The organism is Enterobacter sp. NFIX59, from assembly GCF_900113755.1.
In the GTDB taxonomy this organism is placed as follows: domain Bacteria; phylum Pseudomonadota; class Gammaproteobacteria; order Enterobacterales; family Enterobacteriaceae; genus Enterobacter; species Enterobacter pseudoroggenkampii.
Genome location: NZ_FOQN01000005.1, coordinates 137879 through 160499, shown reverse-complemented (window position 1 = coordinate 160499; position 22621 = coordinate 137879). Strand labels below are relative to the sequence as shown.

At 55.1% G+C, this 22621-nt stretch carries 19 protein-coding genes; 12 read left to right on the top strand and 7 right to left on the bottom strand.

The window, feature by feature from the left end; translation table 11 throughout:
* Window positions 1–218 precede the first annotated feature (218 nt).
* Window positions 219–1457, top strand: coding sequence for an Nramp family divalent metal transporter (locus BM007_RS17330; RefSeq protein WP_024907626.1), 1239 nt, complete (start codon window positions 219–221; stop codon window positions 1455–1457).
* 33 nt (window positions 1458–1490) lie between these two features.
* On the opposite strand, the gene BM007_RS17325 is transcribed toward BM007_RS17330, so the two are convergent.
* Window positions 1491–1841, bottom strand: a complete 351-nt coding sequence (locus BM007_RS17325) for a DUF2502 domain-containing protein (protein ID WP_024907627.1) — start codon at window positions 1839–1841, stop codon at window positions 1491–1493.
* A gap of 127 nt (window positions 1842–1968) precedes the next feature.
* A complete protein-coding gene (mgrA, locus tag BM007_RS17320; protein ID WP_090420047.1) occupies window positions 1969–2967 on the bottom strand; it encodes an L-glyceraldehyde 3-phosphate reductase in 999 nt (332 codons plus the stop codon).
* Window positions 2968–3154: 187 nt separating this feature from the next.
* Here mgrA and ipdC point away from each other — a divergent pair, with 187 nt between their 5' ends.
* Entirely contained in the window at window positions 3155–4813 is a 1659-nt protein-coding gene (ipdC, locus tag BM007_RS17315) for an indolepyruvate decarboxylase (protein ID WP_090420045.1), read from the top strand.
* On the opposite strand, the gene BM007_RS17310 is transcribed toward ipdC, so the two are convergent.
* On the bottom strand, window positions 4814–6049 hold the full coding sequence (locus tag BM007_RS17310) for an ion channel protein (RefSeq protein WP_048990063.1): 1236 nt from the start codon (window positions 6047–6049) through the stop codon (window positions 4814–4816).
* A 205-nt stretch (window positions 6050–6254) separates the two neighbouring features.
* Between BM007_RS17310 and glk the strand changes: the two genes are divergently transcribed.
* Window positions 6255–7220, top strand: coding sequence for a glucokinase (gene glk / locus BM007_RS17305; protein WP_048029635.1), 966 nt, complete (start codon window positions 6255–6257; stop codon window positions 7218–7220).
* Between the two features lie 35 nt (window positions 7221–7255).
* On the opposite strand, the gene BM007_RS17300 is transcribed toward glk, so the two are convergent.
* Both BM007_RS17300 and BM007_RS17295 read right to left on the bottom strand, forming a co-directional pair.
* A complete protein-coding gene (locus BM007_RS17300; protein WP_024907632.1) occupies window positions 7256–7987 on the bottom strand; it encodes a LytR/AlgR family response regulator transcription factor in 732 nt (243 codons plus the stop codon).
* 3 nt (window positions 7988–7990) lie between these two features.
* Window positions 7991–9697 (bottom strand): sensor histidine kinase, encoded by a 1707-nt coding sequence (locus tag BM007_RS17295; protein WP_024907633.1) that lies wholly within the window; start codon window positions 9695–9697, stop codon window positions 7991–7993.
* 386 nt (window positions 9698–10083) lie between these two features.
* Between BM007_RS17295 and alaC the strand changes: the two genes are divergently transcribed.
* The gene (alaC, locus tag BM007_RS17290; RefSeq protein ID WP_090420042.1) at window positions 10084–11322 is read left to right on the top strand and encodes an alanine transaminase; all 1239 of its coding nucleotides are present in this window, start codon (window positions 10084–10086) and stop codon (window positions 11320–11322) included.
* 52 nt (window positions 11323–11374) lie between these two features.
* Here alaC and ypdK read toward each other — a convergent pair whose 3' ends face one another.
* Both ypdK and lpxP read right to left on the bottom strand, forming a co-directional pair.
* The gene (gene ypdK / locus BM007_RS17285) at window positions 11375–11446 is read right to left on the bottom strand and encodes a membrane protein YpdK (RefSeq protein WP_099458937.1); all 72 of its coding nucleotides are present in this window, start codon (window positions 11444–11446) and stop codon (window positions 11375–11377) included.
* A 358-nt stretch (window positions 11447–11804) separates the two neighbouring features.
* Window positions 11805–12725 (bottom strand): kdo(2)-lipid IV(A) palmitoleoyltransferase, encoded by a 921-nt coding sequence (lpxP, locus tag BM007_RS17280; protein WP_090420251.1) that lies wholly within the window; start codon window positions 12723–12725, stop codon window positions 11805–11807.
* A gap of 12 nt (window positions 12726–12737) precedes the next feature.
* Here lpxP and BM007_RS23245 point away from each other — a divergent pair, with 12 nt between their 5' ends.
* The 8 genes from BM007_RS23245 to tssH all read left to right on the top strand — a co-directional run bounded on the left by BM007_RS23245 (window position 12738) and on the right by tssH (window position 22615).
* On the top strand, window positions 12738–12875 hold the full coding sequence (locus tag BM007_RS23245) for a hypothetical protein (RefSeq protein WP_159427010.1): 138 nt from the start codon (window positions 12738–12740) through the stop codon (window positions 12873–12875).
* A 642-nt stretch (window positions 12876–13517) separates the two neighbouring features.
* Window positions 13518–14015 carry a type VI secretion system contractile sheath small subunit gene (gene tssB / locus BM007_RS17275; protein WP_090420038.1) on the top strand — a complete coding sequence of 166 codons (498 nt, stop codon included), beginning with the start codon at window positions 13518–13520 and terminating at the stop codon, window positions 14013–14015.
* Between the two features lie 32 nt (window positions 14016–14047).
* A complete protein-coding gene (tssC, locus tag BM007_RS17270) occupies window positions 14048–15592 on the top strand; it encodes a type VI secretion system contractile sheath large subunit (protein WP_045909385.1) in 1545 nt (514 codons plus the stop codon).
* Window positions 15593–15610: 18 nt separating this feature from the next.
* Window positions 15611–16948 (top strand): type VI secretion system baseplate subunit TssK, encoded by a 1338-nt coding sequence (tssK, locus tag BM007_RS17265; protein WP_090420035.1) that lies wholly within the window; start codon window positions 15611–15613, stop codon window positions 16946–16948.
* On the top strand, window positions 16945–17598 hold the full coding sequence (tssL, locus tag BM007_RS17260; RefSeq protein WP_048990073.1) for a type VI secretion system protein TssL, short form: 654 nt from the start codon (window positions 16945–16947) through the stop codon (window positions 17596–17598). Before tssK ends, tssL begins: the two co-directional genes overlap by 4 nt.
* Window positions 17599–17601: 3 nt before the next feature.
* Window positions 17602–19326 carry an OmpA family protein gene (locus tag BM007_RS17255; RefSeq protein WP_090420032.1) on the top strand — a complete coding sequence of 575 codons (1725 nt, stop codon included), beginning with the start codon at window positions 17602–17604 and terminating at the stop codon, window positions 19324–19326.
* Window positions 19327–19331: 5 nt separating this feature from the next.
* A complete protein-coding gene (locus tag BM007_RS17250) occupies window positions 19332–19823 on the top strand; it encodes an Hcp family type VI secretion system effector (protein WP_090420027.1) in 492 nt (163 codons plus the stop codon).
* Window positions 19824–19981: 158 nt separating this feature from the next.
* On the top strand, window positions 19982–22615 hold the full coding sequence (gene tssH / locus BM007_RS17245; RefSeq protein WP_090420024.1) for a type VI secretion system ATPase TssH: 2634 nt from the start codon (window positions 19982–19984) through the stop codon (window positions 22613–22615).
* The last annotated feature ends 6 nt before the right edge of the window (window positions 22616–22621 follow it).

Here is a 22621-nt window from a genome sequence, read left to right as displayed (position 1 = left end):
TTTTTGTTATGTTAGGTAAATGAGTGAAAAGTTAAGTTTGTGTGCTAGTCTTCACAAAAGCGCGCGCGATTTCAGTTTCTGTTAGATCGCCCCACTTACCCGCCCGTCTATCGTTCAAAGCTATTAGAGAAATCACTGTAAACTTCACAAATGAACTTGATAATCATTCTCATTTTGATAGCATTAAACATAGCAAAGGCTATATTTCAGAGGCAGAAATGACAAACAGTCGCGTAGAGGGTAGCAGTGGCAGAGCCGCGCGCAAGTTGCGGTTCGCATTAATGGGACCTGCGTTCATCGCTGCCATTGGCTATATCGATCCAGGTAACTTTGCGACCAATATTCAGGCCGGGGCCAGCTTCGGCTATAAGCTGCTGTGGGTGGTCGTCTGGGCTAACCTGATGGCGATGCTGATTCAGATGCTCTCTGCAAAGCTGGGGATTGCCACGGGCAAAAACCTGGCGGAGCAAATTCGCGACCATTATCCGCGTCCGGCCGTCTGGCTCTACTGGATTCAGGCGGAAATCATCGCTATGGCCACTGACCTCGCTGAGTTTATCGGCGCAGCGATCGGCTTTAAGCTGATTCTGGGCGTGTCGCTGTTGCAGGGGGCGGTACTCACCGGGATTGCCACGTTCCTGATCCTGATGCTACAGCGTCGGGGTCAAAAGCCGCTGGAGAAGGTCATTGGCGGTCTGCTGCTGTTTGTCGCGGCGGCCTATATCGTCGAGCTGATTTTCTCACAGCCGAATCTGGCGCAGCTCGCTAAAGGGATGGCGATCCCAAGCCTGCCAACCTCGGAAGCGGTGTTCCTGGCCGCCGGGGTATTGGGGGCGACCATCATGCCGCATGTGATTTACCTGCACTCCTCGCTGACGCAGCATCTCCACGGTGGGACGCGCAAAGAGCGTTACTCCGCCACCAAATGGGACGTGGCGATCGCCATGACCATCGCCGGGTTTGTCAATCTGGCGATGATGGCTACCGCAGCTGCCGCTTTCCACTTTAACGGTCACACCGGTATTGCCGATCTCGACCAGGCGTATCTCACGCTGGAGCCGCTACTGAGCCATGCTGCCGCCACGATATTTGGTCTTAGCCTGGTGGCTGCCGGTCTTTCTTCCACGGTGGTGGGCACGCTGGCAGGCCAGGTGGTGATGCAGGGGTTTGTCCGGTTCCATATTCCGCTGTGGGTGCGTCGCTCCGTCACCATGCTGCCGTCATTTGTGGTGATTCTGATGGGGCTCGACCCAACGCGAATTCTGGTCATGAGCCAGGTGCTGCTAAGCTTTGGCATCGCACTGGCGCTGGTGCCGCTGCTGATCTTTACCAGCGACAAAAACCTGATGGGTGAACTGGTCAACTCAACGCTGGTGAAACGGACCGGGTGGGCCATCGTAGTGGTGGTGGTGGCGCTGAACCTGTGGCTGCTGATTGGGACAGCGTTGGGACTCTAAAAGAAAAAGGAGCCGTGAGGCTCCTTTTTGCTGTTAATCGTCATGACCGTGGTGGCCATGTCCGTGACCTTTGCCGCGACCCCAGCCGCCGCGACGGTCATCACGATCGTTCCACCCTTCACGGTAGCCGCGCTCGTAGGCGCTGTCTTTATACCAGCCGCGGTGTCTGCCGTTATCATGTTTCCACCAGCGGTCTCCGCGCCACTCATAGTGACGGTTCCAGTAGTCACGGTCGCGCCAGTAGCCACCGTCCCAGTATCTGCCGTAGTCATCACGATCGCCAATTTGTAATTTTACTGATGGCAACAGGGTGATTTCGCCCGCAGTGGCGATCAGCGGGGCTGAAGCCAGTAATACCGCTGCAAGAATCAGTGACCTGAACATACTCTTTCTCCTTCACGATCGGGGCCTTTGTGGGGCCTGTTAACGCAATTTTACGAGTTGGTAAAGCCTCGTTTCATCGCCTCAACTCCGAATTCCTGAGGGAGAGCACTTTTTGCTAAAAGTGGTTCTATTTTGAGCTGTTCAGAATGCCTTCTATACGGGACAGTTCTTCCGCAGAGAAATGGCGGTTTGCCAGCATGCCCACGGCGTCATCAATCTGCGCCGCTTTACTTGCCCCAATCAGTACTGACGTCACATTCTCATGGCGTAATACCCAGGCCAGCGCCATCTGGGACAGCTTCTGGCCGCGACTTTCTGCCAGGGCATTCAGCTTCCTGACTTTTTCCAGCTTCTCTTCGGTGAGCTGATCGGGTTTAAGGAACTGACTGCCGCTTGCCGCGCGTGAGTCTGCAGGAATGCCGTTCAGATAGCGATTGGTCAGTTGTCCGCCAGCCAGCGGCGAGAAGGGAATACAGCCGACCCCTTTTTCCTGCAACACGTCCAGCAGTCCCGCTTCCGGCGCACGTTCAAAGAGGGAGTATTTCGGCTGGTGGATCAGGCAGGGTGTCCCGAGGTCATTAAGGATATCAATCGCCTGGCGAGCCAGAACAGCCGGGTAGTTGGATAATCCGACATACAGAGCCTTCCCCTGACGCACCACATGGTCAAGCGCTTTCATGGTTTCCTGCAGCGGCGTTTCCGGATCTGGCCGGTGATGATAGAAGATATCCACATACTCCAGCCCCATGCGCTTCAGGCTTTGATCGAGGCTTGCCAGCAGATATTTGCGTGATCCCCAGTCGCCGTAAGGCCCCTCCCACATGGTATAACCCGCTTTGGTAGAGACGATCAGCTCGTCGCGCCAGGGCAGGAAATCCTCCTGCAAAATACGGCCGAAATTACGTTCCGCGGATCCGGGCGGCGGGCCATAGTTGTTGGCAAGGTCGAAATGCGTAATGCCCAGATCGAACGCACGCTGTAAAAGTTGACGGCTGTTTTCGATAAGGGTGGTGTCACCAAAGTTATGCCACAGCCCAAGCGAGATGGCGGGCAACCTGAGCCCGCTTTGCCCGCAGCGGCGATACTCCATTGTCCCGTAACGATTTTTATCCGGCTGATAACCCATTTTCGTAACCTCTGGCGCTGAAGTAAAAAATCAGTGTATGCGTTTACATTTACGTGAAAAAAAGCAGCATAGCGCAGCCTTTTTTGTAAAGCATTCTTTCCATGGTCTTCTTATCGCCAATTCTGGACAGCCATCACGCTTATTTAATACTCAAGGTGAGGTCAAAACATTAGAAGGATACCTGTTTATGCGTACCCCATACTGCGTCGCCGATTACCTGCTGGACCGTCTTACAGATTGTGGAGCCGATCATCTGTTTGGCGTGCCGGGCGACTATAACCTGCAGTTTCTCGACCATGTGATAGACAGCCCGGAAATCTGTTGGGTAGGCTGTGCCAACGAGTTAAACGCCTCTTACGCCGCTGACGGATATGCCCGATGTAAGGGCTTCGCCGCGCTGCTGACGACATTTGGCGTAGGAGAGTTAAGCGCCATGAACGGCATTGCGGGCAGCTACGCCGAGCACGTTCCGGTCTTGCATATTGTGGGCGCGCCGGGTACGGCGTCACAGCAAAGAGGTGAGCTGCTGCACCATACGCTGGGCGACGGTGAGTTTCGTCATTTTTACCATATGAGCGAACCGATCACCGCTGCACAGGCGATCCTGACCGAACAAAACGCCTGTTATGAAATCGACCGGGTATTAACGACCATGCTCCGGGAACGTCGTCCCGGCTATCTGATGCTGCCCGCCGACGTGGCTAAAAAGGCCGCCACACCGCCTGTAAACGCTCTCACGCTCCGGCACGCGCATGCCGATAGCGCCTGCCTGAAAGCGTTCCGGGATGCCGCAGAGAACAGGCTTGCCAGGAGCAAGCGTACTGCGCTGCTGGCCGATTTCCTTGTCCTGCGCCATGGCCTGAAGCATGCGCTACAGAAATGGGTCAAGGACGTGCCGATGGCGCACGCCACCATGCTGATGGGTAAAGGCATATTTGACGAGCGTCACGCCGGTTTTTACGGCACGTACAGCGGTTCGGCGAGCGCTGGCGCGGTAAAAGAGGCGATTGAAGGGGCGGATACCGTGCTGTGCATCGGCACGCGATTTACCGATACCCTGACCGCCGGCTTCACGCATCAGCTTACCCCGGCTCAAACGATAGAAGTTCAGCCTCACGCCTCACGCGTCGGTGATATCTGGTTTACCGGCATCCCCATGCTCCAGGCAATCGAAACGCTGGTGGAGCTGTGTAAACAGCACGTACACGATACGCCGGTACCGGCCTCTCAAAGCGCGATGGCCTACCCGCAGCCGGATGGCTCGCTGACGCAGGCAAATTTCTGGCAAACGTTGCAGACGTTTATCCGCCCGGGGGACATCATTCTTGCGGATCAGGGCACCTCGGCCTTCGGCGCGATCGACCTTCGTCTGCCGGCTGACGTGAATTTTATCGTCCAGCCGCTGTGGGGATCGATCGGCTATACGCTGGCGGCGGCATTTGGCGCACAAACGGCCTGCCCGAACCGGCGCGTAATTGTGCTGACGGGGGATGGCGCGGCACAGCTCACCATTCAGGAGCTAGGCTCGATGCTGCGGGATAAACAGCACCCCATCATTCTGGTCCTTAACAACGAAGGGTACACGGTAGAAAGGGCGATCCACGGGCCTGAGCAGCGGTATAACGACATTGCGCTATGGAACTGGACGCAAATCCCGCAGGCACTGAGCCTTGATCCTCAGGCCCAGTGCTGGCGGGTCAGTGAAGCGGAGCAGCTGGCGGACGTCCTTGAAAAAGTAGCGCACCACGAGCGGCTCTCGCTGATTGAGGTGATGCTGCCGAAAGCAGATATCCCACCGCTGCTGGGGGCGCTTACCAAAGCGCTGGAAGCGCGCAATAACGCCTGACTACTTGTCGTTTCGCCAGGCCATCATCATCGGTTTGCCCGCCAGCAGGAGCCAGGCGGGCAACATCACGATACAAAGCAGAGGGAAAAGCGTCGAATCCGGTACGACTACCGCCGCCATGAACAGGCTGAGCCACGCGTCGCGCGTGACCACCAGAACCAGTCCCAGAATAGAGCATGAGACGGTAATCGCCGCCGGCACCGCATCGACATGTTCGTGCAGCATCAGCCCCAGCGCGACGCCAACAAAGACCGCCGGGAAGATGCGTCCACCGCGGAAACCGCAGGCGGCCGCCACCACCAGCGCTGCCAGCTTGATTACGGCAAACAGCAGATAGTCGGAGACGCTAAATACCTGGCTGAAGGCCAGCTGCTGCATCTCGTCCAGACCTTTAAACAGCGTCACCGGCCCACCGATTGCCCCTAAAATACCGAGGATCAAACCGCCAGCCCCCAGAATTAACACCGGGTGTTTGAGTCTATGCATTAGCCGGTGCAGACGTGGAAGGCACCATACCGCCACCATCCCCAGCGCGATGGCGATAGCAACGACGATGGCGCCGCTGAAAATATCGGCGATTTGCATCTGGCCGTAGTGGGGGAGTGAGAGGGAAAAATGAGGATGGAAAAACAGGCTGGTGGTCAACGCCCCGGCGGCGGCGGCCATCAGCGGCGCAAAGAGTTTATCCCAGAGGGGGACGTCGTTATTGCTGCTGAGCGTCTGCGAAAAGATCAGTGCGGCAGCGACGGGTGTACCGAAAAGCGCTCCGATGGTGCCTGCGGAGGCGAGAATGGTCCAGTCCAGCGCGCCGACGCGGGGCAAAATGCGTGAACCGAGGAAAACCGCCAGGCCAATGTTGACCGCCATAATCGGATGCTCTGGTCCCAGGCTGACGCCACCGGCCAGACCGAGAATCAACGCGATAATCAGCCCCGGCAGTGCCGAAGGAGAAACCGGGGCACCAATCAGCGGTTCCTGTGCCGGGTCTGGTCCAGCATGGCCAGGACTGAAACGGATCACCAGGCCCACCGCAATACCGGTCAACGTTAGCATCACAACGATCCAGGCAGGGGAGTCAGCGGTGACGCCCAGTCCTGCAGGAAGTGCGTTCCATAATAGTGTTTGCAGCACCGACGCGACTTTCATCACGACAATGAGCACCAGGCTTGAAACCACGCCAATGATTAGCGCCGGAATGGCCAGCAACAGCATGGTTCTGGCTCGCGGGTGGAGCATGATGATTTCCTTGTACAAAACGGTATTACGTTACTTTGCACATTAAGCTTTATGGCAATAGTGCAAAAGGTGCTGAAACGGTAAAGTTATTCTGTGACGAAGATCGATAATCCATGGGCATTCACCTTACGGCCGTTGTTGTTATCACGCCTTGAATTTACAGTGTCCCAAAGATTTATTCTGACTTTAGCGGAGCAGTAGAAGAATGACAAAGTATGCTTTGGTAGGTGATGTGGGCGGCACGAACGCGCGCCTCGCATTATGCGATGTAAGTAGCGGTGAAATTTCCCGGGCGAAAACCTACTCAGGGCTGGATTATCCAAGCCTTGAGGCCGTTGTCCGCGTCTATCTGGACGAGCATCAGGTTAGCGTTGAAGATGGCTGCATCGCTATTGCCTGCCCGATAACCGGCGACTGGGTCGCAATGACCAACCATACCTGGGCATTCTCCATCGCCGAGATGAAAAAAAACCTCGGCTTTGCGCATCTTGAAATCATCAATGACTTCACCGCGGTGTCCATGGCGATCCCGATGCTGAAGCCGGAGCATCTGATCCAGTTTGGCGGCGCTGAACCTGTCGAAGGTAAGCCGATTGCGGTTTACGGGGCCGGTACCGGCCTGGGCGTTTCACATCTGGTGCACGTTGCTCAGCGCTGGGTGAGCCTTCCGGGTGAAGGCGGCCACGTAGACTTTGCGCCAAACAGCGAAGAAGAGGGCATTATCCTTGAAGAATTACGCGCTGAGATCGGCCACGTCTCCGCCGAGCGTGTCCTTTCGGGTCCGGGGCTGGTGAACCTGTACCGTGCGATTGTGAAATCTGACGGTCGTCTGCCGGAAAACCTGCAGCCGAAAGACGTCACCGAACGCGCGCTGGCGGACAGTTGCATTGATTGCCGTCGTGCCCTGTCGCTGTTTTGCGTGATTATGGGACGCTTCGGCGGCAACCTGGCGCTGACGCTGGGCACCTTCGGGGGCGTTTATATCGCAGGCGGAATTGTGCCGCGCTTCCTCGACTTCTTCAAAGCCTCCGGCTTCCGCGGCGGGTTTGAGGATAAAGGGCGTTTCAGAAGCTACGTGCAGGACATTCCGGTTTATCTGATCGTGCATGATAATCCAGGCCTGCTGGGGTCGGGTGCCCACCTGCGTCAGGTTCTCGGTCAAATTCTCTGATGCATGGCCCTCTCCCGCGGGAGAGGGCTTTTTCTTTACAGGTGCATCAGTTGGCGGAACTCTTTCACCTTGCTGCGGCTCACCGGCACCTGAAAATCCAGATCCTTCAGGCGCAAAATGTAGGTGTTGTTAAACCAGGGTTCGATCTCGCGGATCTTGTTTAAATTCACGCAGAACGACCGGTGGCAACGGAAAAAGTGCGACGCAGGCAGCTTGCTGCAAAACTCGGTGATGTTCATCGCCATCACGTAAGATTCCCGCCGCGTATAAACAAACGTCATCTTTTCATGGGCTTCGGCATAGTAGATATCATTGACCGGCGTCACGATGATGCGCTCATCTTTGACCAGATTAATGGTGTCGTTTTCCCGTACCGTTGGGGTGGCGCTAGCGGGGGCGGTCTGCTGCTGCCATGCGGCCTCCAGCTTTTGCAGCATGCTGACAATCCGCGACTCCTGGTAAGGCTTAAGGATATAGTCAAACGCCTCCAGCTCGAAGGCCTCAACGGCGTGCTCTTTCCAGGCGGTAACGAAAACGATAAACGGCTTATGGGCAAACTGATTGATGTTTTGCGCCAGCAATACGCCATCCAGCGACGGAATGTTGATATCCAGGAAGATGGCGTCGACCCGGTTATGCTGCAAAAACTTCAGCACGTCCAGACCATCATCAAACGTACCCACAATCTCCATCTGGCTGTGGGTGTTGATAAGCCAGGTGAGTTCCTGTTGAGCCAGGAATTCATCTTCTACGATGATAACTTTCATGGGTTACTCCACCTGGGGCAACAGTGATGTTGTCGAATGAACGGGAGAACGCTCATTCGGGACGTAAAAAGCAATTTCGGTGCCCGGCTCAAGACGCTGAATATGCAGTCCGTCGCCGTAAAGCAGCTTGACCCGGTGGTGCACGTTCAGCAGGCCGATTTTATTTCCGGGCATCTCGTTAGACTCCACGCGCTCAATGACTTTTGGGTCAATCCCGTGGCCGGTATCGCGCACGGCAATGCGTACCCGGTTACCGCTTTCGGTGATGCTGATGGTGACCACCCCTTTGCCTTTACAGGGCTGAATTCCGTGAACAATCGCGTTTTCGACCAGCGGCTGGATAAGCAGGCTCGGGATCACGCAGTTGACCTCTTCATCAATATCGTAAATGACCGTGAGCTTGTCACCAAAGCGCGCCTGTTCAATGGCGATGTAATCCTTGATCTGATACAGCTCTTTTTTGATGTCGATCTGCTCGTCATCTTTCAGCTCGATGTTGTAGCGCAGATAGCGGGACAGGTTAAAAATCAGCTGGCGCGCGGTGTCCGGATTAAGACGAATGGACGAGGAGATCGCGTTCAGCGCGTTAAACAGGAAATGGGGATTGATTTTGCTCTGCAGCGCGCGCAGCTCTGCCTTATTTGCCATCTCACGCAGCTGTTCTGCACGGGAGACTTCCAGCTGAGTGGAGATAATCTGCGACAGGCCAATCGCCATCTCCTGCAGGGAGGAGGTGATCTGATGCGCGTGACAGTAATAAATTTTCAGCGTGCCCGTCACGACGCCTTTCTCCCACAGCGGAATAACCAGCATGGAGTGGATTTCCGGCGTTCTGTGGGCTTCGTCATTGTTTTTAATAATGATTTTACCGTAATTGATCGCCTGTCTGGTGGTCGGGCTGATGGTGTCATCATTATCGCGATAGTTGTGTTCCCCGACGCCAACATAGGCCAGCACGTGGTCAATATTGGTGATGGCGACGGCGTCTGCGTGGATGTCGTGGCGGATAATCTCGCAGACCTGACGCAACGATTCCGCATTAACGTGGCGGAAAAGCGGCAGCGTTTTGTTGGCGATATCCAGCGCCAGCTTGGCCTGACGGGCGGCGCTGGCTTCTTTTTCCCCTTCAACGCTTTGCACCAGCAGCACGATAAAACCGATGCACACGCTGCCCAGGATCATCGGAATCCCGATTTTCGAGACGATATCCAGCCCCAGCGCGGTGGTGGGGGCCCAGACGACGACCAGGATCATAGTCAGCGTTTCGCACACCATGCCTGCGACGATCCCGGCGCGCCAGCGCTGTTTTTTCGGGATTTTGCGGCTGATCCAGCCGGAGAGCACCCCGGCGATAATGCTGGTAATAAAGCAGGGCACCGCCGTTACGCCGCCGATATCAATCAGGTAGCGATGGGTTCCGGCAATCACGCCGGTGATAACGCCCACCCACGGGCCAAACAAAATTCCGCCGGACATCACGGCGATAATGCGCACGTTAACCAGCGAGCCCTCTACCGGCACGCCTGACCAGGTGCTGAACAGGGCGAACAGCGAAAAGATGGCGGTAACGGCCAGCAGCTCTTTTGGCGAGTGGGCGGATTTGTGCAACAGCTCGCGAAACAGGCGAATGCGGATGAGGAAGAACAGGCAAATCAGCATTAATGCCGCACGGTCAAAAACCGCCAGCAGCATAGTGAATATTTCGTGCACGAGTAGACCTGGGAAAACGGGAAAGAACCATGATAAAAAACCTGGCGCGTATTGACCAGCTATCCGTCAGGTTTATCAAATGAGGAAAAACCATAAATCTTAAAGGGGATTGTCCGGCGGTAACGGACACGGCCTGATTTTTTATAACCAGCGCATCGTCAGGTAACTGTTTTGATATCATCCTGTTAAATAACGGCTATCAGAAAGCCAACCCTGAAACAGGGGCTTCCGCTTTTTGGCACTGCCGGGTTCCGGTTTTCAGGCGATCGCTTTTTTTTCATTTCCCTCTCGACAGCATGATTTTTTTCAGGTTATTTTCTAAGCATGCCACATCGGTGGCAGCGTCGCTCGGACGGTCCGGGCGCTAACGTTAATCTGAGGAATCTATGGCTGAATTCAGTCCTGAACGCCGTTTTACGCGTATCGATCGTCTCCCCCCTTATGTTTTCAATATCACTGCTGAACTGAAAATGGCTGCGCGTCGGCGCGGCGAAGATATTATTGATTTCAGCATGGGTAACCCTGACGGCCCAACGCCGCCGCATATCGTTGAAAAGCTCTGCACGGTTGCCCAGCGTCCGGATACGCACGGCTACTCAACCTCTCGCGGTATTCCCAGATTACGTCGCGCGATCTCGCGCTGGTATCAGGATCGCTATCAGGTTGATATCGATCCGGAAAGTGAAGCGATTGTCACCATCGGCTCGAAAGAGGGGCTGGCACACCTGATGCTGGCCACGCTGGATCATGGCGATACGGTGCTGGTGCCTAATCCAAGCTACCCGATCCATATCTACGGCGCGGTGATTGCCGGGGCGCAGGTCCGTTCCGTTCCGCTGGTGGAAGGTGTCGATTTCTTTAACGAACTGGAGCGTGCGATTCGCGAAAGTTATCCGAAACCGAAGATGATGATCCTCGGTTTCCCGTCGAACCCAACGGCCCAGTGCGTGGAGCTCGATTTCTTCGAGAAAGTCGTCGCCCTGGCTAAACGTTATGACGTGCTGGTGGTTCATGATTTAGCCTACGCTGACATCGTCTATGACGGCTGGAAAGCCCCTTCCATTATGCAGGTCCCGGGGGCGCGTGACGTGGCGGTAGAGTTCTTTACGCTGTCAAAAAGCTACAACATGGCAGGCTGGCGTATTGGCTTTATGGTGGGTAACAAAACGCTGGTGAGCGCACTGGCGCGCATTAAGAGTTACCACGACTACGGTACCTTCACGCCGCTACAGGTCGCGGCTATCGCTGCCCTGGAAGGCGACCAGCAGTGCGTTCACGAGATTGCCGCCCAGTATAAGCGCCGCCGTGACGTGCTGGTAAAGGGCTTGCATGAAGCAGGCTGGATGGTGGAAATGCCGAAGGCGTCCATGTACGTCTGGGCGAAAATTCCGGAGCCGTACGCGGCGATGGGATCGCTGGAGTTTGCCAAAAAGCTGCTGCAGGATGCGAAGGTGTGTGTGTCACCGGGCATTGGCTTTGGTGATTACGGCGACACCCATGTGCGATTTGCCCTGATTGAAAACAGCGATCGTATCCGTCAGGCGGTGAGGGGCATCAAGAGTATGTTCCGGGCCGACGGTCTTCTCACTTCAAAGAGCGCCGCTGAACATCCCGCGTCGTCATGACATAAAAAAACAGGAGCCGATGGCTCCTGTTTTTTTGACTGCATATTCTTCACTAGATCATCAGGGCAAAGGTTCCGGCCCAGACTAAAACAATCACCGAAATGCCCATAAAGAAATATTTCACGTTTCATCGCTCCGCGTATCTTGTGGTACGCATTTAAAAACAGAGTCCACCTGATTATAGAGAACTGAAATCCGGTCAAAACGGAAATGAGAATTTTCCCGTTACGCCGCTCACTCCAGCTCAGAATTCTGTGCTTTCCTGTTGCCAGACGGCGCTAATGTACGCCTAAAAATGAGGGGTGACAAGAGGCATTTTTTTAAATAATTTCCGTTACTTACGAGTGTCGTGGAACGGCGACAGTTTGATTTCGCATCGCAATAAATTCACTTTGGGCGACGCAACGAAAGAGGGCTTCTCAACGGGATGACAGGTGATTGAAAAGGTTAGTTTCTTAGCGAAACTAACCTTCCTGAAAGACTTAAATATAGAGAGAGGCTTCGCCAAGAGGGCGGGTTTTGAAACGGCGATGCATCCACAGATACTGCTCTGGCGCACGCATGATTTCAGTTTCGATGACTTTATTGATAAACGCTGCGGCTTCGCACTCGTTTTCCGGATAGTTAGCCATTTCAGGGGAGATGTGCAGACGATAGCCTGACTTATCTGCTTTTCTCACCATCGTTACGGTCAGCATGGAAGCGCCCGACAGACGCGAAATGACAAAGGTGCCGTTAGTCGTCGCAACGTCTTTCACCGCAAAGAAGGGCGCAAAGCTGCTGCCTTTACGTCCATAATCCTGATCGGGTGCAAACCAGACGGCTTCACCTTTCTTCAGAGCACCGACCATACCGCGCAGGTTATTACGGCTGATCATCGCCTTATTGGAACGCATGCGGCCACGCGTCTGGACCCACTCCATCAGCGCACTGTTGTGGGGTCTGTAGGTTGCCATCATTGGCTGACAAAGCCCCATCACGCGGCCGCCCAGCTCCAGCGACATAAAGTGAACGCCAACGACCATCACGCCGCGTTTTTGCATCTGCGCGCGTTTAAGGTTATCCAGTCCTTCTACATCAAACCACTTACGGACACGCTCATCCGGCCAGAACCAGGCCATGCCGGTTTCAAGCAGCGCCATGCCGATAGACTTAAAGTTTTCAGCGATGAGCTTCTCGCGCTCTTCGGCATTGTACTGCGGAAAGCAAAGCTCAATATTTTTACGCGCGATGGATTCGCGACGTTTCAGGAAGAAGCGGGAAGCGCTGCCCAGTTTCGACCCCAGCAAACGCAGTACAGGGTACGGAAGTTGAACCAGCAGCCAGAGAACGCCAAGACCAAACCATGTAAACCAGTAACGCGGGTGTAAAAACGCGCGTTGAAATTTGGATTGAGACAAAATAGTAAAACCTATGTGAAGCCTGTAAAGGTAGCGCAGAGTTTGCGATACGACGTGCCGATAAGACCGTTCTTCAAGGTGATGGTTGCAGGCTTTACCGAACTTTACGGCGTTGCCTGGCCACTGCTGATTTGGGCGGGCGGCGTAATGTAGCACCGTTATACGATATGTGCTATTACTCGTTTTTGATTAAAAAAGCGGCAGTTTGGAAGGTGCTTGATTTTACAGATTTTATAATCACTCGCATGCAAGAGTATGCCGTCTGCCCTATCCGGGAAGAGAGAGCATCTTCTGATGAGGGTGTGTGGATAAAAGAGCTGCGTACTTATTCGTGACCGATTACGCACTTGTGAAGTTTATTTATCGCTTCAACATTCGCGAATAGGAAAATTCCATGTGAAAATTCTCATGTATTATTTATGCAACCAATAATTCAGTTTGTATCCATTATTGAAAAGTATTCTGTTTTTATCGTGCTGCAATAATACATTGCCCTCAATTCATGATTTTTGGTCTCAACATTTTGATGCAAATCAATATAACGTATTTTTCCTGCCGTCTATCTGTATGCGATCATTTTTTCGATACAAATATTCGGTTTGCATACCAAAAGCAGTGTCTTTTTCTGAGATGGCAGAGTAATTCGCCATAATGTTTTAGTGGAAAATTCTTAAGAAATTTCTTATCTCAGATAAAAGATCTGTGTATTTGATTTTGATTCGATCATTATTCTAATATTGCGCATCAAGAACGATACCGTGAAGTTGGCATACCAAAACAAAAAGGGGTGATGAGATGGCTGATAGTTTTCAGAATGAGGTGCCTAAGGCACGTATTAACCTGAAGCTTGACCTGCATACTGGCGGGGCAAGCAAGAAAATGGAATTGCCATTGAAATTACTGGTTACAGGTGATTTCAGTAATGGGCGGGAGTCTTCTTCAATATCTGAGCGTGAAAAAGTTAACATCACGAAAAATAATTTTGATAGCGTTCTTTCCGAATATTCCCCAAAAGTTAATCTGGCCGTTAAAAATACGCTGTCTGACGATGGTGGTGAGGACAACATTCAGCTGACTTTCCAGAGCATGAAAGATTTCACGCCAGAGCAGGTGGCAGCCCAAATTCCACAGCTGAAGGCGATGCTGGCGATGCGCAACTTGCTCCGCGATCTGAAAGCCAACCTGCTGGATAACCAGACTTTCCGAAAAGAGCTGGAGAAAATCGTTCTTGACCAGTCACTTAGTGCTGAGTTGCGAAATGAACTATCCGCACTGGCTTCAAAAAAACCTTAACCATCATGCTGTTTTAACGGATTAATCAAGGAATGCTCATGTCTGTACAAAATAATACTGCTGGCGGGGAAAGCGTGGTGCTGGAACGCCCTGCTGTGGGTGGGGTATACGCCTCACTGTTTGAGAAAATCAATCTGAACCCTGTCTCCGAGCTGAGCGCGCTGGATATCTGGCAAGATGCGCAGGCAATGTCGGATGCGACCGCTGACGAGCGTCTCACCGCAGGTATGCAGGTCTTTCTGGAATGCCTGACCAAGGCAGGCTCGAAGGTCGAAAAACTGGATAAAAGCCTGATCGATCACCACATCGCTGAGCTCGATTACCAGATAAGCCGCCAGCTCGACGCCGTTATGCACCATGAAGAGTTTCAGGCGGTTGAGAGCCTGTGGCGCGGCGTGAAGTCGCTGGTTGATAAAACGGATTTTCGCCAGAACGTGAAAATTGAGCTTCTGAGCATGTCTAAAGAAGACCTGCGCCAGGACTTTGAAGACAGCCCGGAAATCATCCAGAGTGGTCTGTATAAACACGCCTATATTGATGAATATGATACCCCGGGCGGCGAGCCGATTGCGGCGCTGATTTCCGCTTATGAGTTCGATGCTTCAGCTCAGGATGTCGCTCTGCTGCGCAACATCTCTAAAGTATCCGCAGCTGCACATATGCCGTTTATCGGCTCGGCAGGCCCAAAATTCTTCCTCAAGGAGTCAATGGAAGACGTCGCGGCGATTAAAGATATTGGTAACTATTTTGACCGCGCAGAGTACATCAAGTGGAAATCGTTCCGCGATACGGACGACGCTCGCTACATCGGTCTGGTGATGCCCCGCGTACTGGGACGTTTGCCGTATGGCCCGGATACTGTTCCGGTTCGCAGCTTCAACTATGTTGAAGAAGTCAAAGGTCCGGATCACGACAAATACCTGTGGACGAATGCGTCGTTTGCCTTCGCGTCCAACATGGTGCGTAGCTTTATCAATAATGGCTGGTGTGTACAAATCCGTGGCCCGCAGGCTGGCGGTGCGGTTCAGGATCTGCCTATCCATCTTTATGACCTGGGTACCGGCAATCAGGTAAAAATCCCGTCTGAGGTCATGATCCCTGAAACACGTGAGTTCGAGTTCGCGAATCTGGGCTTTATTCCTTTGTCCTACTATAAAAACCGCGACTACGCCTGCTTCTTTTCAGCCAACTCCGCCCAGAAACCGGCGCTGTATGATACCGCAGATGCAACGGCCAACAGCCGCATCAACGCCCGCCTGCCGTACATCTTCTTGCTGTCGCGTATTGCCCACTACCTGAAGCTGATTCAGCGCGAGAACATCGGTACCACCAAGGATCGCCGACTTCTGGAGCTGGAGCTGAACACCTGGGTCCGCAGTCTGGTGACCGAAATGACCGATCCGGGCGACGAACTGCAGGCATCTCATCCGCTGCGTGATGCAAAAGTGGTGGTGGAAGATATTGAGGATAACCCGGGCTTCTTCCGCGTGAAGTTGTATGCGATCCCGCACTTCCAGGTGGAAGGGATGGACGTAAACCTGTCGCTGGTTTCCCAGATGCCGAAAGCGAAATCGTAAGGCGAGGGGTGATCAGGGATGAAAATTTACCGCCCACTTTGGGAGGATGGGGCCGCTCTGGCCCCGCAACAGTTCCAGCAGCAGGTCCGCTGGAGTGAGCACGTTGCCAGCATGGTCGCCCGGATGGGTATTTCTCATCCCTGGGGCGTGGTTGCGGCAGAATTTGATGATGCTGCACTTGCGCTCTCGCGTCTGAATGCCATCCGTCTGGTCGTAAGTTTCCAGGATGGCACGATTGTTGATACGGATCTGGCGGATAATATTCCGCCGGTCTGTGATTTGTCTGCCGCAAACGGCTCAGAGGCTGTTGAGGTGGTTGCCGCATTGCCGCTGCTGAGCGCCAGTGGTGGCAACCTCGATAACGGACAGGACAGTGAACGCCCGCGTCGCTGGAAAGCCGAACGTGTGGTGGTGCAGGAACTGGCTGGTCATGAAAGCGGGGAGTTGGCCATTTTGCGTCATGCGCTGACCCTGCGTTTGTCCAGCCAGGAAAATACGGCATACCTGACCTGTCCGGTGACCCGCCTGGTGCGTAATGCTCAGGGGCAGTGGAGCCGGGACCCGGCTTTCATTCCGCCGATGCTTTCCCTTTCTGCAAGCCCGTCGCTGGCCACCGAACTGGGTGACCTGCTGGTTCGTCTGCAGGCCCGCCGCCGTCGCCTGATGGCTATGCGCCGTGAAAGCAATGAGCGGATGGCAGACTTTGCTGTCGCGGATGTCTCCCTGTTCTGGCTGCTGAATGCGCTGAACAGCGCCGAGCCGGTGTTAACGGAACTTCTGCAGACGCCCGATCGTCACCCGGAACTCCTGTACCGCGAACTGACTCGTCTTGCCGGCAGCCTGCTGACATTCTCCCTGGAACATGACGCCGGGGACATTCCTGCTTATCAGCACGATGCACCGGAACGGGTATTCCCGCCTTTGCTGGCATTGCTGGACAAGCTCTTTGAAGCGAGCCTGCCGTCGCGGGTCGTAAGAATCCACCTCGAGCATCAGGACCAGATCTGGAAAGGTGCCCTGCACGACGCGCGTCTGCGCGAAGGGGCGGACTTCTACCTCTCAGTACGTTCTTCCATGCCGAACCATGAGCTTCAGACAAAATTCCCGCAGTTGTGTAAAGCGGGCAGCTTTGATGATGTTTCGGATGTGGTGAATGTAGCGCTGAGTGGGATGCTGATTAAGCCTTTGACGCATGTTCCGGCCGCTATCCCGTTGCGCCTTGAGAATCAGTATTTCTCGCTGGATCTGAGCAGTGAGGCGGCTCGCGCCATGCTTGAGATGGGCTGTTGCACCTTCTATACCCCGCGCTCGCTGGGGGATGTTGATCTCGAACTCTTTGCGGTGCTGCGTACATGAATAAATCTGAACTCAGCCAGATAGAACGTATTTTCTACCCGGGCTGGCTGATGGCCAGCCAGATACGGGGCGGTCAGGAAGTCCGTGACGGGGAAGGGCTATACCGGAGGGCCTGCCGTCTGGTGCAAGAGGCGAAAGCGGCGCTCACTGAGGCTGGTTACAGCGACATCAGCCGTGACCATATGGTGTATACCCTGTGTGCACTGCTTGATGAGAGCGTGATGAACCGGGGAACCACCGATGCTGGCTACCTGACCTGGCGCCGTGACCCGCTGCAGGCACACTTCTTTGGTACCCTCAACGCAGGTGAAGAGCTGTGGGAAAGGATCCGTAACCTGCTGAAAGAAACAGCCCCTGATACCGCCGTCCTGACCTGTATGTACCGGGCTCTGCAACTGGGGTTCGTGGGACAGTATCGCGCTCAGGATGATGAGCGTAGGGAAGATATTGTTCGCGCTCTCGCAGAGCGGGTGCCCGCCTTCACATTGGCACAAGATGCCCCCATTGTTGCCCGCGCATCGCGTCTGCGCAGCGGCCGTCGCTGGTACTGGCTGAGCTGGGTTGTGGCCGCTGTCGCCCTGGCAGCGCTCTGGTTCTTCCTTTCGTCTTCGCTTACCGAACTGGTAAGCCAGATCGTCAGGCCGGGGTAAGCGATGCGGGATATGTACCGAAGTCTGTTAACTGCCCTGGGTGCCATTCTGGCGCTGTGGCTCGTTCTGGGATTCTGGCCACTGTCCACGGGCAGCCGTGTAGCACTCGGTCTTCTGGTTGCTCTGGCGGCCGGAGTTATTTTCTGGTGCCAGCGTCGGGGTTCTCTGGCGAGGGCAACCGCTGTTCGTGAGATCGTGGATGAAAGCCTGCCGCCGGAAGATTTTCAGGGGGCGGTTATCTTTGTCTGTGGTGATAACGCTCCACTCTTTGTGTCCGGAACCCGTTACCGGGAAACCCGGCAGGGCTGGTATCTGTGGGTAAAGGATGCAGAGCAACTACCGCTCTTAGCACAGCACCTGAGTTTGGTGCGCCCGGCTCTGGTGTCGCAAATCTCGGTCATGCTGGCGGTTGTGCCTGAGCAGCACATATCCAGCGATGATTTTACCCAGTCTCTTCGGGGCTGGCAGCGTGCTGTCGTCCAGTGTCGCGCGGCATTCGGCACGCTCCCTCCATTATGGACCGTAACCTGGGTGTCACCACCGGCGGCGTATGGGGAAGCCGAGCCTGTCTGGTTTACCACGGTAAGCCAGCGGAGCGGTATTCAGGTCTATCAGCCTGGTCAGGGCAATGTGTCACTGACGGAGTGGGCCCGGGATACTGGGTCAGACGGACGTTTTTCCCGTCTGAGTCAGATCCTGTGGCTGGACAGTCTGCTTGCCTGGCAGAAGAGCGCGGTGAATGACTTGTTGTCGGTACGGCGGGGTGAGTTACCCGTGATGAAGCCCTGTGTGCAGGGCATGTGCATGGTGCGAGTGAACGGTATCGCGGGCAATCTCTGGCAACAGCACATTACCTCTGTGACGGCGCTGCCGCCGGATGCGGCCGTGACCACAGAGCCACTGCCGCTACCTGAACTGCTTCTGCCGGCGTTACCACGCCGACATGGTATTAGCCGTCGGAAGGTATTCTGGGGTTATGCCGGGCTACTCGGGGGCATTTTCCTTGCGTTGGCGATGCTGGCGTCCTGGATGAACAACCAGCGCCTCATCCGTAACGTTGGCGATCATCTTGCACTGTATCACCAACTGAGCGGTAAGCCTGTTGAACCGAAACTGCATGCGCAGCAGCGTCTGCGGGCTGATGGTGCGTTGCTCGACGACTGGCTGCGTCGTGGGGAACCACTACGTTATCGCCTGGGACTATATCAGGGGCTGCGCCTGGTTCCGCTCGTTGAGGCCGCTCTCAGCGACTGGGCACCTCCGCCACCGCCTCCACCGGTCATTAAGAAAATCATCCAGGGACCGAGAACCATTCGCCTCGACAGCATGTCGCTGTTCGATTCCGGCAAGTCCGTGCTGAATGCGGGTTCCACCAGGATGCTGGTGAATTCACTGGTTGGCATCAAAGCGAAACCAGGCTGGCTGATTGTCGTGTCTGGGCATACCGATAACACCGGCAATCCGCAGCTGAACCAGACGCTGTCTCTGAAACGCGCCGAAGCGGTGCGCAACTGGATGCGGGACACGGGCGACGTGCCCGAAAGCTGTTTTGCGGTGCAGGGCTATGGCGAAAGCCGTCCTGTCGCAACCAACGACACCCTGGAAGGGCGAGCGCTCAACCGCCGTGTCGAAATCAGTCTGGTACCGCAGGCCAACGCCTGTCAGATACCCGGCAAACACCCGGCGCCATCGCAGGATGATGGCGTCTCAGAAAATAAAACGGAGTAATTAACATGGCAATTCCTGTTTATCTTTGGCTGAAGGACGACGGCGGCGCGGACATCAAAGGGTCTGTTGACGTTCAGGATCGTGAAGGCAGCATCGAAGTGGTTGCACAGGAGCATAACCTGTACATCCCAACCGACAACAACACCGGCAAGCTGACCGGCACCCGTATCCACACGCCGTTCCAGTTCACGAAGGAAATCGATTCCTCCAGCCCGTACCTGTACAAGGCGGTGACCACCGGTCAGACCCTGAAATCCGCTGAATTCAAGTGGTACAAAATCAACGACGCGGGCCAGGAAGTGGAGTACTTCAACACCAAACTGGAAAACGTGAAGGTAGTGAAAGTGAATCCTGAAATGTATGACATCAAGGATTCTTCTAAAGAGAAGCACAACCACCTTGAACGCGTTGAACTGCGTTACGAAAAAATCACCTGGACCTACAAAGACGGCAACATCATTCATTCCGATTCCTGGAACGAACGCGCCACGGCGTAATCCTGATGCGGGCAGGTTTTCCTGTCCGCAGTTTTTTGCTGAGTGCCTGAGATGCGGGCACTCAGCAAAGAAAAAACAATCTGCCTGCCTGACCTTATGCGCTTTGGTGAACAGCGAGGGGCGGTAGCGTGTCCAGGAACCGACAAAGAGAGAATCTCATGGAAAATCCAGCCATCCTGTTACGTCGTCTGAACCCTTACTGTGCCCGAGCGATGGAAGGCGCAGCTTCGCTCTGTCAGACCCGTGCCCATGCCGAAATTCTGCCGGAGCACTGGCTGCTGAAGCTGCTGGAGCAGGGGGAAGGTGACCTGACGGTGTTGGCGCGTCGCTATGAATGGGATATGGATGGCATCTGGCAGGATTTGCTTGGCTGGCTCGACAGACAACCTCGCTCCGTGCGCCATCGGCCCCAGCTCTCTGATGACATCCAGACTCTGATGCAGCAAGCCTGGCTACTGGCCTCGCTCAATGGCGAAGAGCACATTCGCAGCGTCCATCTGCTGATGGCGCTGGTGGAAAAACCAAAACTGGCACGTTGTGACGGCCTTTGGCCGTTGTTAACGCTTGCTCAGAGCCAGCTGGAACGTCTGCGACCTTTGCTGGATGCGCAATCGGATGAGCGTCCGGAAATGCAGCGCGAAGCCGAGCTGGCACAGAATCATGGTGGTGAGGTGGAGTTTGTCGGGCGTCCGGCTGGTGCGGAAATGAAAGAGGGGGAACTGAGTCCTGCGCTGCAGAACGCGCTGGATAAATTCACCCTCGACGTCACCGCCAAAGCGAAGGAAGGGAAGATCGATCCGGTGTTTGGCCGTGACACAGAAATCCGCCAGATGGTGGATATCCTCTCTCGTCGCCGCAAAAACAACCCGATTCTGGTCGGTGAGCCGGGCGTGGGGAAAACCGCACTGGTTGAAGGTCTGGCGTTGCGTATTGCCGAGGGTAATGTGCCTGAATCACTGAAAACGGTCACTCTGCGTACCCTTGACCTGGGCCTGCTGCAGGCCGGTGCAGGCGTGAAAGGCGAGTTCGAACAGCGGCTGAAAAACGTTATCGATGCGGTGCAGCAATCCCCGTCCCCGGTCATGCTATTTATTGATGAAGCGCATACCATCATCGGCGCGGGCAACCAGGCAGGGGGCGCCGATGCAGCGAACCTGCTAAAACCGGCGCTGGCGCGTGGCGAACTGCGTACCATTGCGGCCACTACCTGGAGCGAGTACAAGCAGTACTTCGAACGCGACGCGGCCCTGGAGCGTCGTTTCCAGATGGTAAAAGTCGATGAGCCTGACGACGACACCGCCTGCCTGATGCTCCGTGGTTTGAAATCTCGTTACGCCGAGCACCATCACGTGCACATTACCGACGATGCGGTGCGCGCTGCTGTTACGCTTTCCCGCCGCTATCTGACGGGCCGCCAGTTGCCGGACAAGGCGGTTGATCTGCTCGACACCGCCGCAGCGCGCGTCCGCATGAGCCTCGACACGGTGCCGGAACAGCTGACCTGCATTCGCTCGCAGATTACCTCACTTGAAATAGAGAAGCAGGCGCTGCTGGAAGATATTGCTGTCGGCAATCAGAGCCATGGTGAACGCCTGACCGTCATTGAGCAGGAAGAGAACGCTCTCATCGTTGCTCTCGACGAGCTTGAAACGCAGTACGGGCAGGAATTGAAACTCTCCGAACAACTGCTGGAAAGCCGCCAGGACATCTCCCGTCAAAGCGAGACGCACGCGCTGCAGCAGGAACTGAACGGCATGCAGCACAGCAACCCGCTGCTCTCTCTGGATGTGGATGTACGCACCGTTGCCAACGTGATTGCTGACTGGACAGGCGTTCCGCTGTCATCGCTGATGAAAGATGACCAGACCGAACTGCTGATCCTGGAAAATGAAATGGGTAAACGTGTCGTCGGGCAGGATGTAGCGCTCGCGGCCATCGCCCGGCGTTTGCGTGCGGCAAAAGCGGGTCTCATCTCCGAGAATGGCCCGCAGGGCGTATTCCTGCTGGTGGGGCCGAGCGGCGTGGGGAAAACTGAAACCGTGCTTGCGCTGGCCGATGTCATGTACGGCGGCGAGAAGTCACTTATTACGATTAACCTCTCTGAATACCAGGAACCACATACGGTTTCCCAGCTAAAGGGCTCGCCGCCGGGCTACGTCGGTTATGGCCAGGGGGGGATCCTGACCGAAGCCGTGCGCAAGCGACCGTACAGTGTGGTTTTGCTCGATGAAGTCGAAAAAGCCCACCGCGACGTGATGAACCTGTTTTACCAGGTCTTTGACCGCGGCTTTATGCGCGACGGTGAAGGGCGTGAAATCGACTTCCGTAACACCGTTATTCTGATGACCTCTAATCTTGGCAGCGACCACCTGATGCAGCTGCTCGACGAACAGCCGGAGGCCAGCGAAGGCGATCTTCACGAGCTGCTGCGTCCGATACTGCGCGATCACTTCCAGCCCGCGTTGCTGGCCCGCTTCCAGATCGTCATTTACCGTCCGCTGGCGGAAGCGGCTATGCGTACCATCGTGGAAATGAAGCTGTTACAGGTTAGCAAGCGCCTGCATCGACACTACGGCCTGACCACGCACATTGATGAGAGCCTGTATGACGTCCTGACTGCCGCCTGCCTGCAGCCGGACACCGGCGCACGCAACGTCGACAGCCTGCTCAATCAGCAAATTCTGCCGGTGCTGAGCCAGCAGCTGCTCACGCACATGGCCGCGAAGCAGAAGCCACACAGCCTGACGCTGGGCTGGGATGACGAAGAAGGGATTGTGCTGGCGTTTGATTAACTGGTT

Excerpts from the sequence above, each read along its gene's own strand:
- BM007_RS17330 (WP_024907626.1), top strand. The coding sequence starts at position 219 with ATGACAAACAGTCGCGTAGAGGGTAGCAGTGGCAGAGCCGCGCGCAAG.
- BM007_RS17325 (WP_024907627.1), bottom strand. The coding sequence starts at position 1,841 with ATGTTCAGGTCACTGATTCTTGCAGCGGTATTACTGGCTTCAGCCCCG.
- mgrA (WP_090420047.1), bottom strand. The coding sequence starts at position 2,967 with ATGGGTTATCAGCCGGATAAAAATCGTTACGGGACAATGGAGTATCGC.
- ipdC (WP_090420045.1), top strand. The coding sequence starts at position 3,155 with ATGCGTACCCCATACTGCGTCGCCGATTACCTGCTGGACCGTCTTACA.
- BM007_RS17310 (WP_048990063.1), bottom strand. The coding sequence starts at position 6,049 with ATGCTCCACCCGCGAGCCAGAACCATGCTGTTGCTGGCCATTCCGGCG.
- glk (WP_048029635.1), top strand. The coding sequence starts at position 6,255 with ATGACAAAGTATGCTTTGGTAGGTGATGTGGGCGGCACGAACGCGCGC.
- BM007_RS17300 (WP_024907632.1), bottom strand. The coding sequence starts at position 7,987 with ATGAAAGTTATCATCGTAGAAGATGAATTCCTGGCTCAACAGGAACTC.
- alaC (WP_090420042.1), top strand. The coding sequence starts at position 10,084 with ATGGCTGAATTCAGTCCTGAACGCCGTTTTACGCGTATCGATCGTCTC.
- tssB (WP_090420038.1), top strand. The coding sequence starts at position 13,518 with ATGGCTGATAGTTTTCAGAATGAGGTGCCTAAGGCACGTATTAACCTG.
- tssC (WP_045909385.1), top strand. The coding sequence starts at position 14,048 with ATGCTCATGTCTGTACAAAATAATACTGCTGGCGGGGAAAGCGTGGTG.
- tssK (WP_090420035.1), top strand. The coding sequence starts at position 15,611 with ATGAAAATTTACCGCCCACTTTGGGAGGATGGGGCCGCTCTGGCCCCG.
- tssL (WP_048990073.1), top strand. The coding sequence starts at position 16,945 with ATGAATAAATCTGAACTCAGCCAGATAGAACGTATTTTCTACCCGGGC.
- BM007_RS17255 (WP_090420032.1), top strand. The coding sequence starts at position 17,602 with ATGCGGGATATGTACCGAAGTCTGTTAACTGCCCTGGGTGCCATTCTG.
- BM007_RS17250 (WP_090420027.1), top strand. The coding sequence starts at position 19,332 with ATGGCAATTCCTGTTTATCTTTGGCTGAAGGACGACGGCGGCGCGGAC.
- tssH (WP_090420024.1), top strand. The coding sequence starts at position 19,982 with ATGGAAAATCCAGCCATCCTGTTACGTCGTCTGAACCCTTACTGTGCC.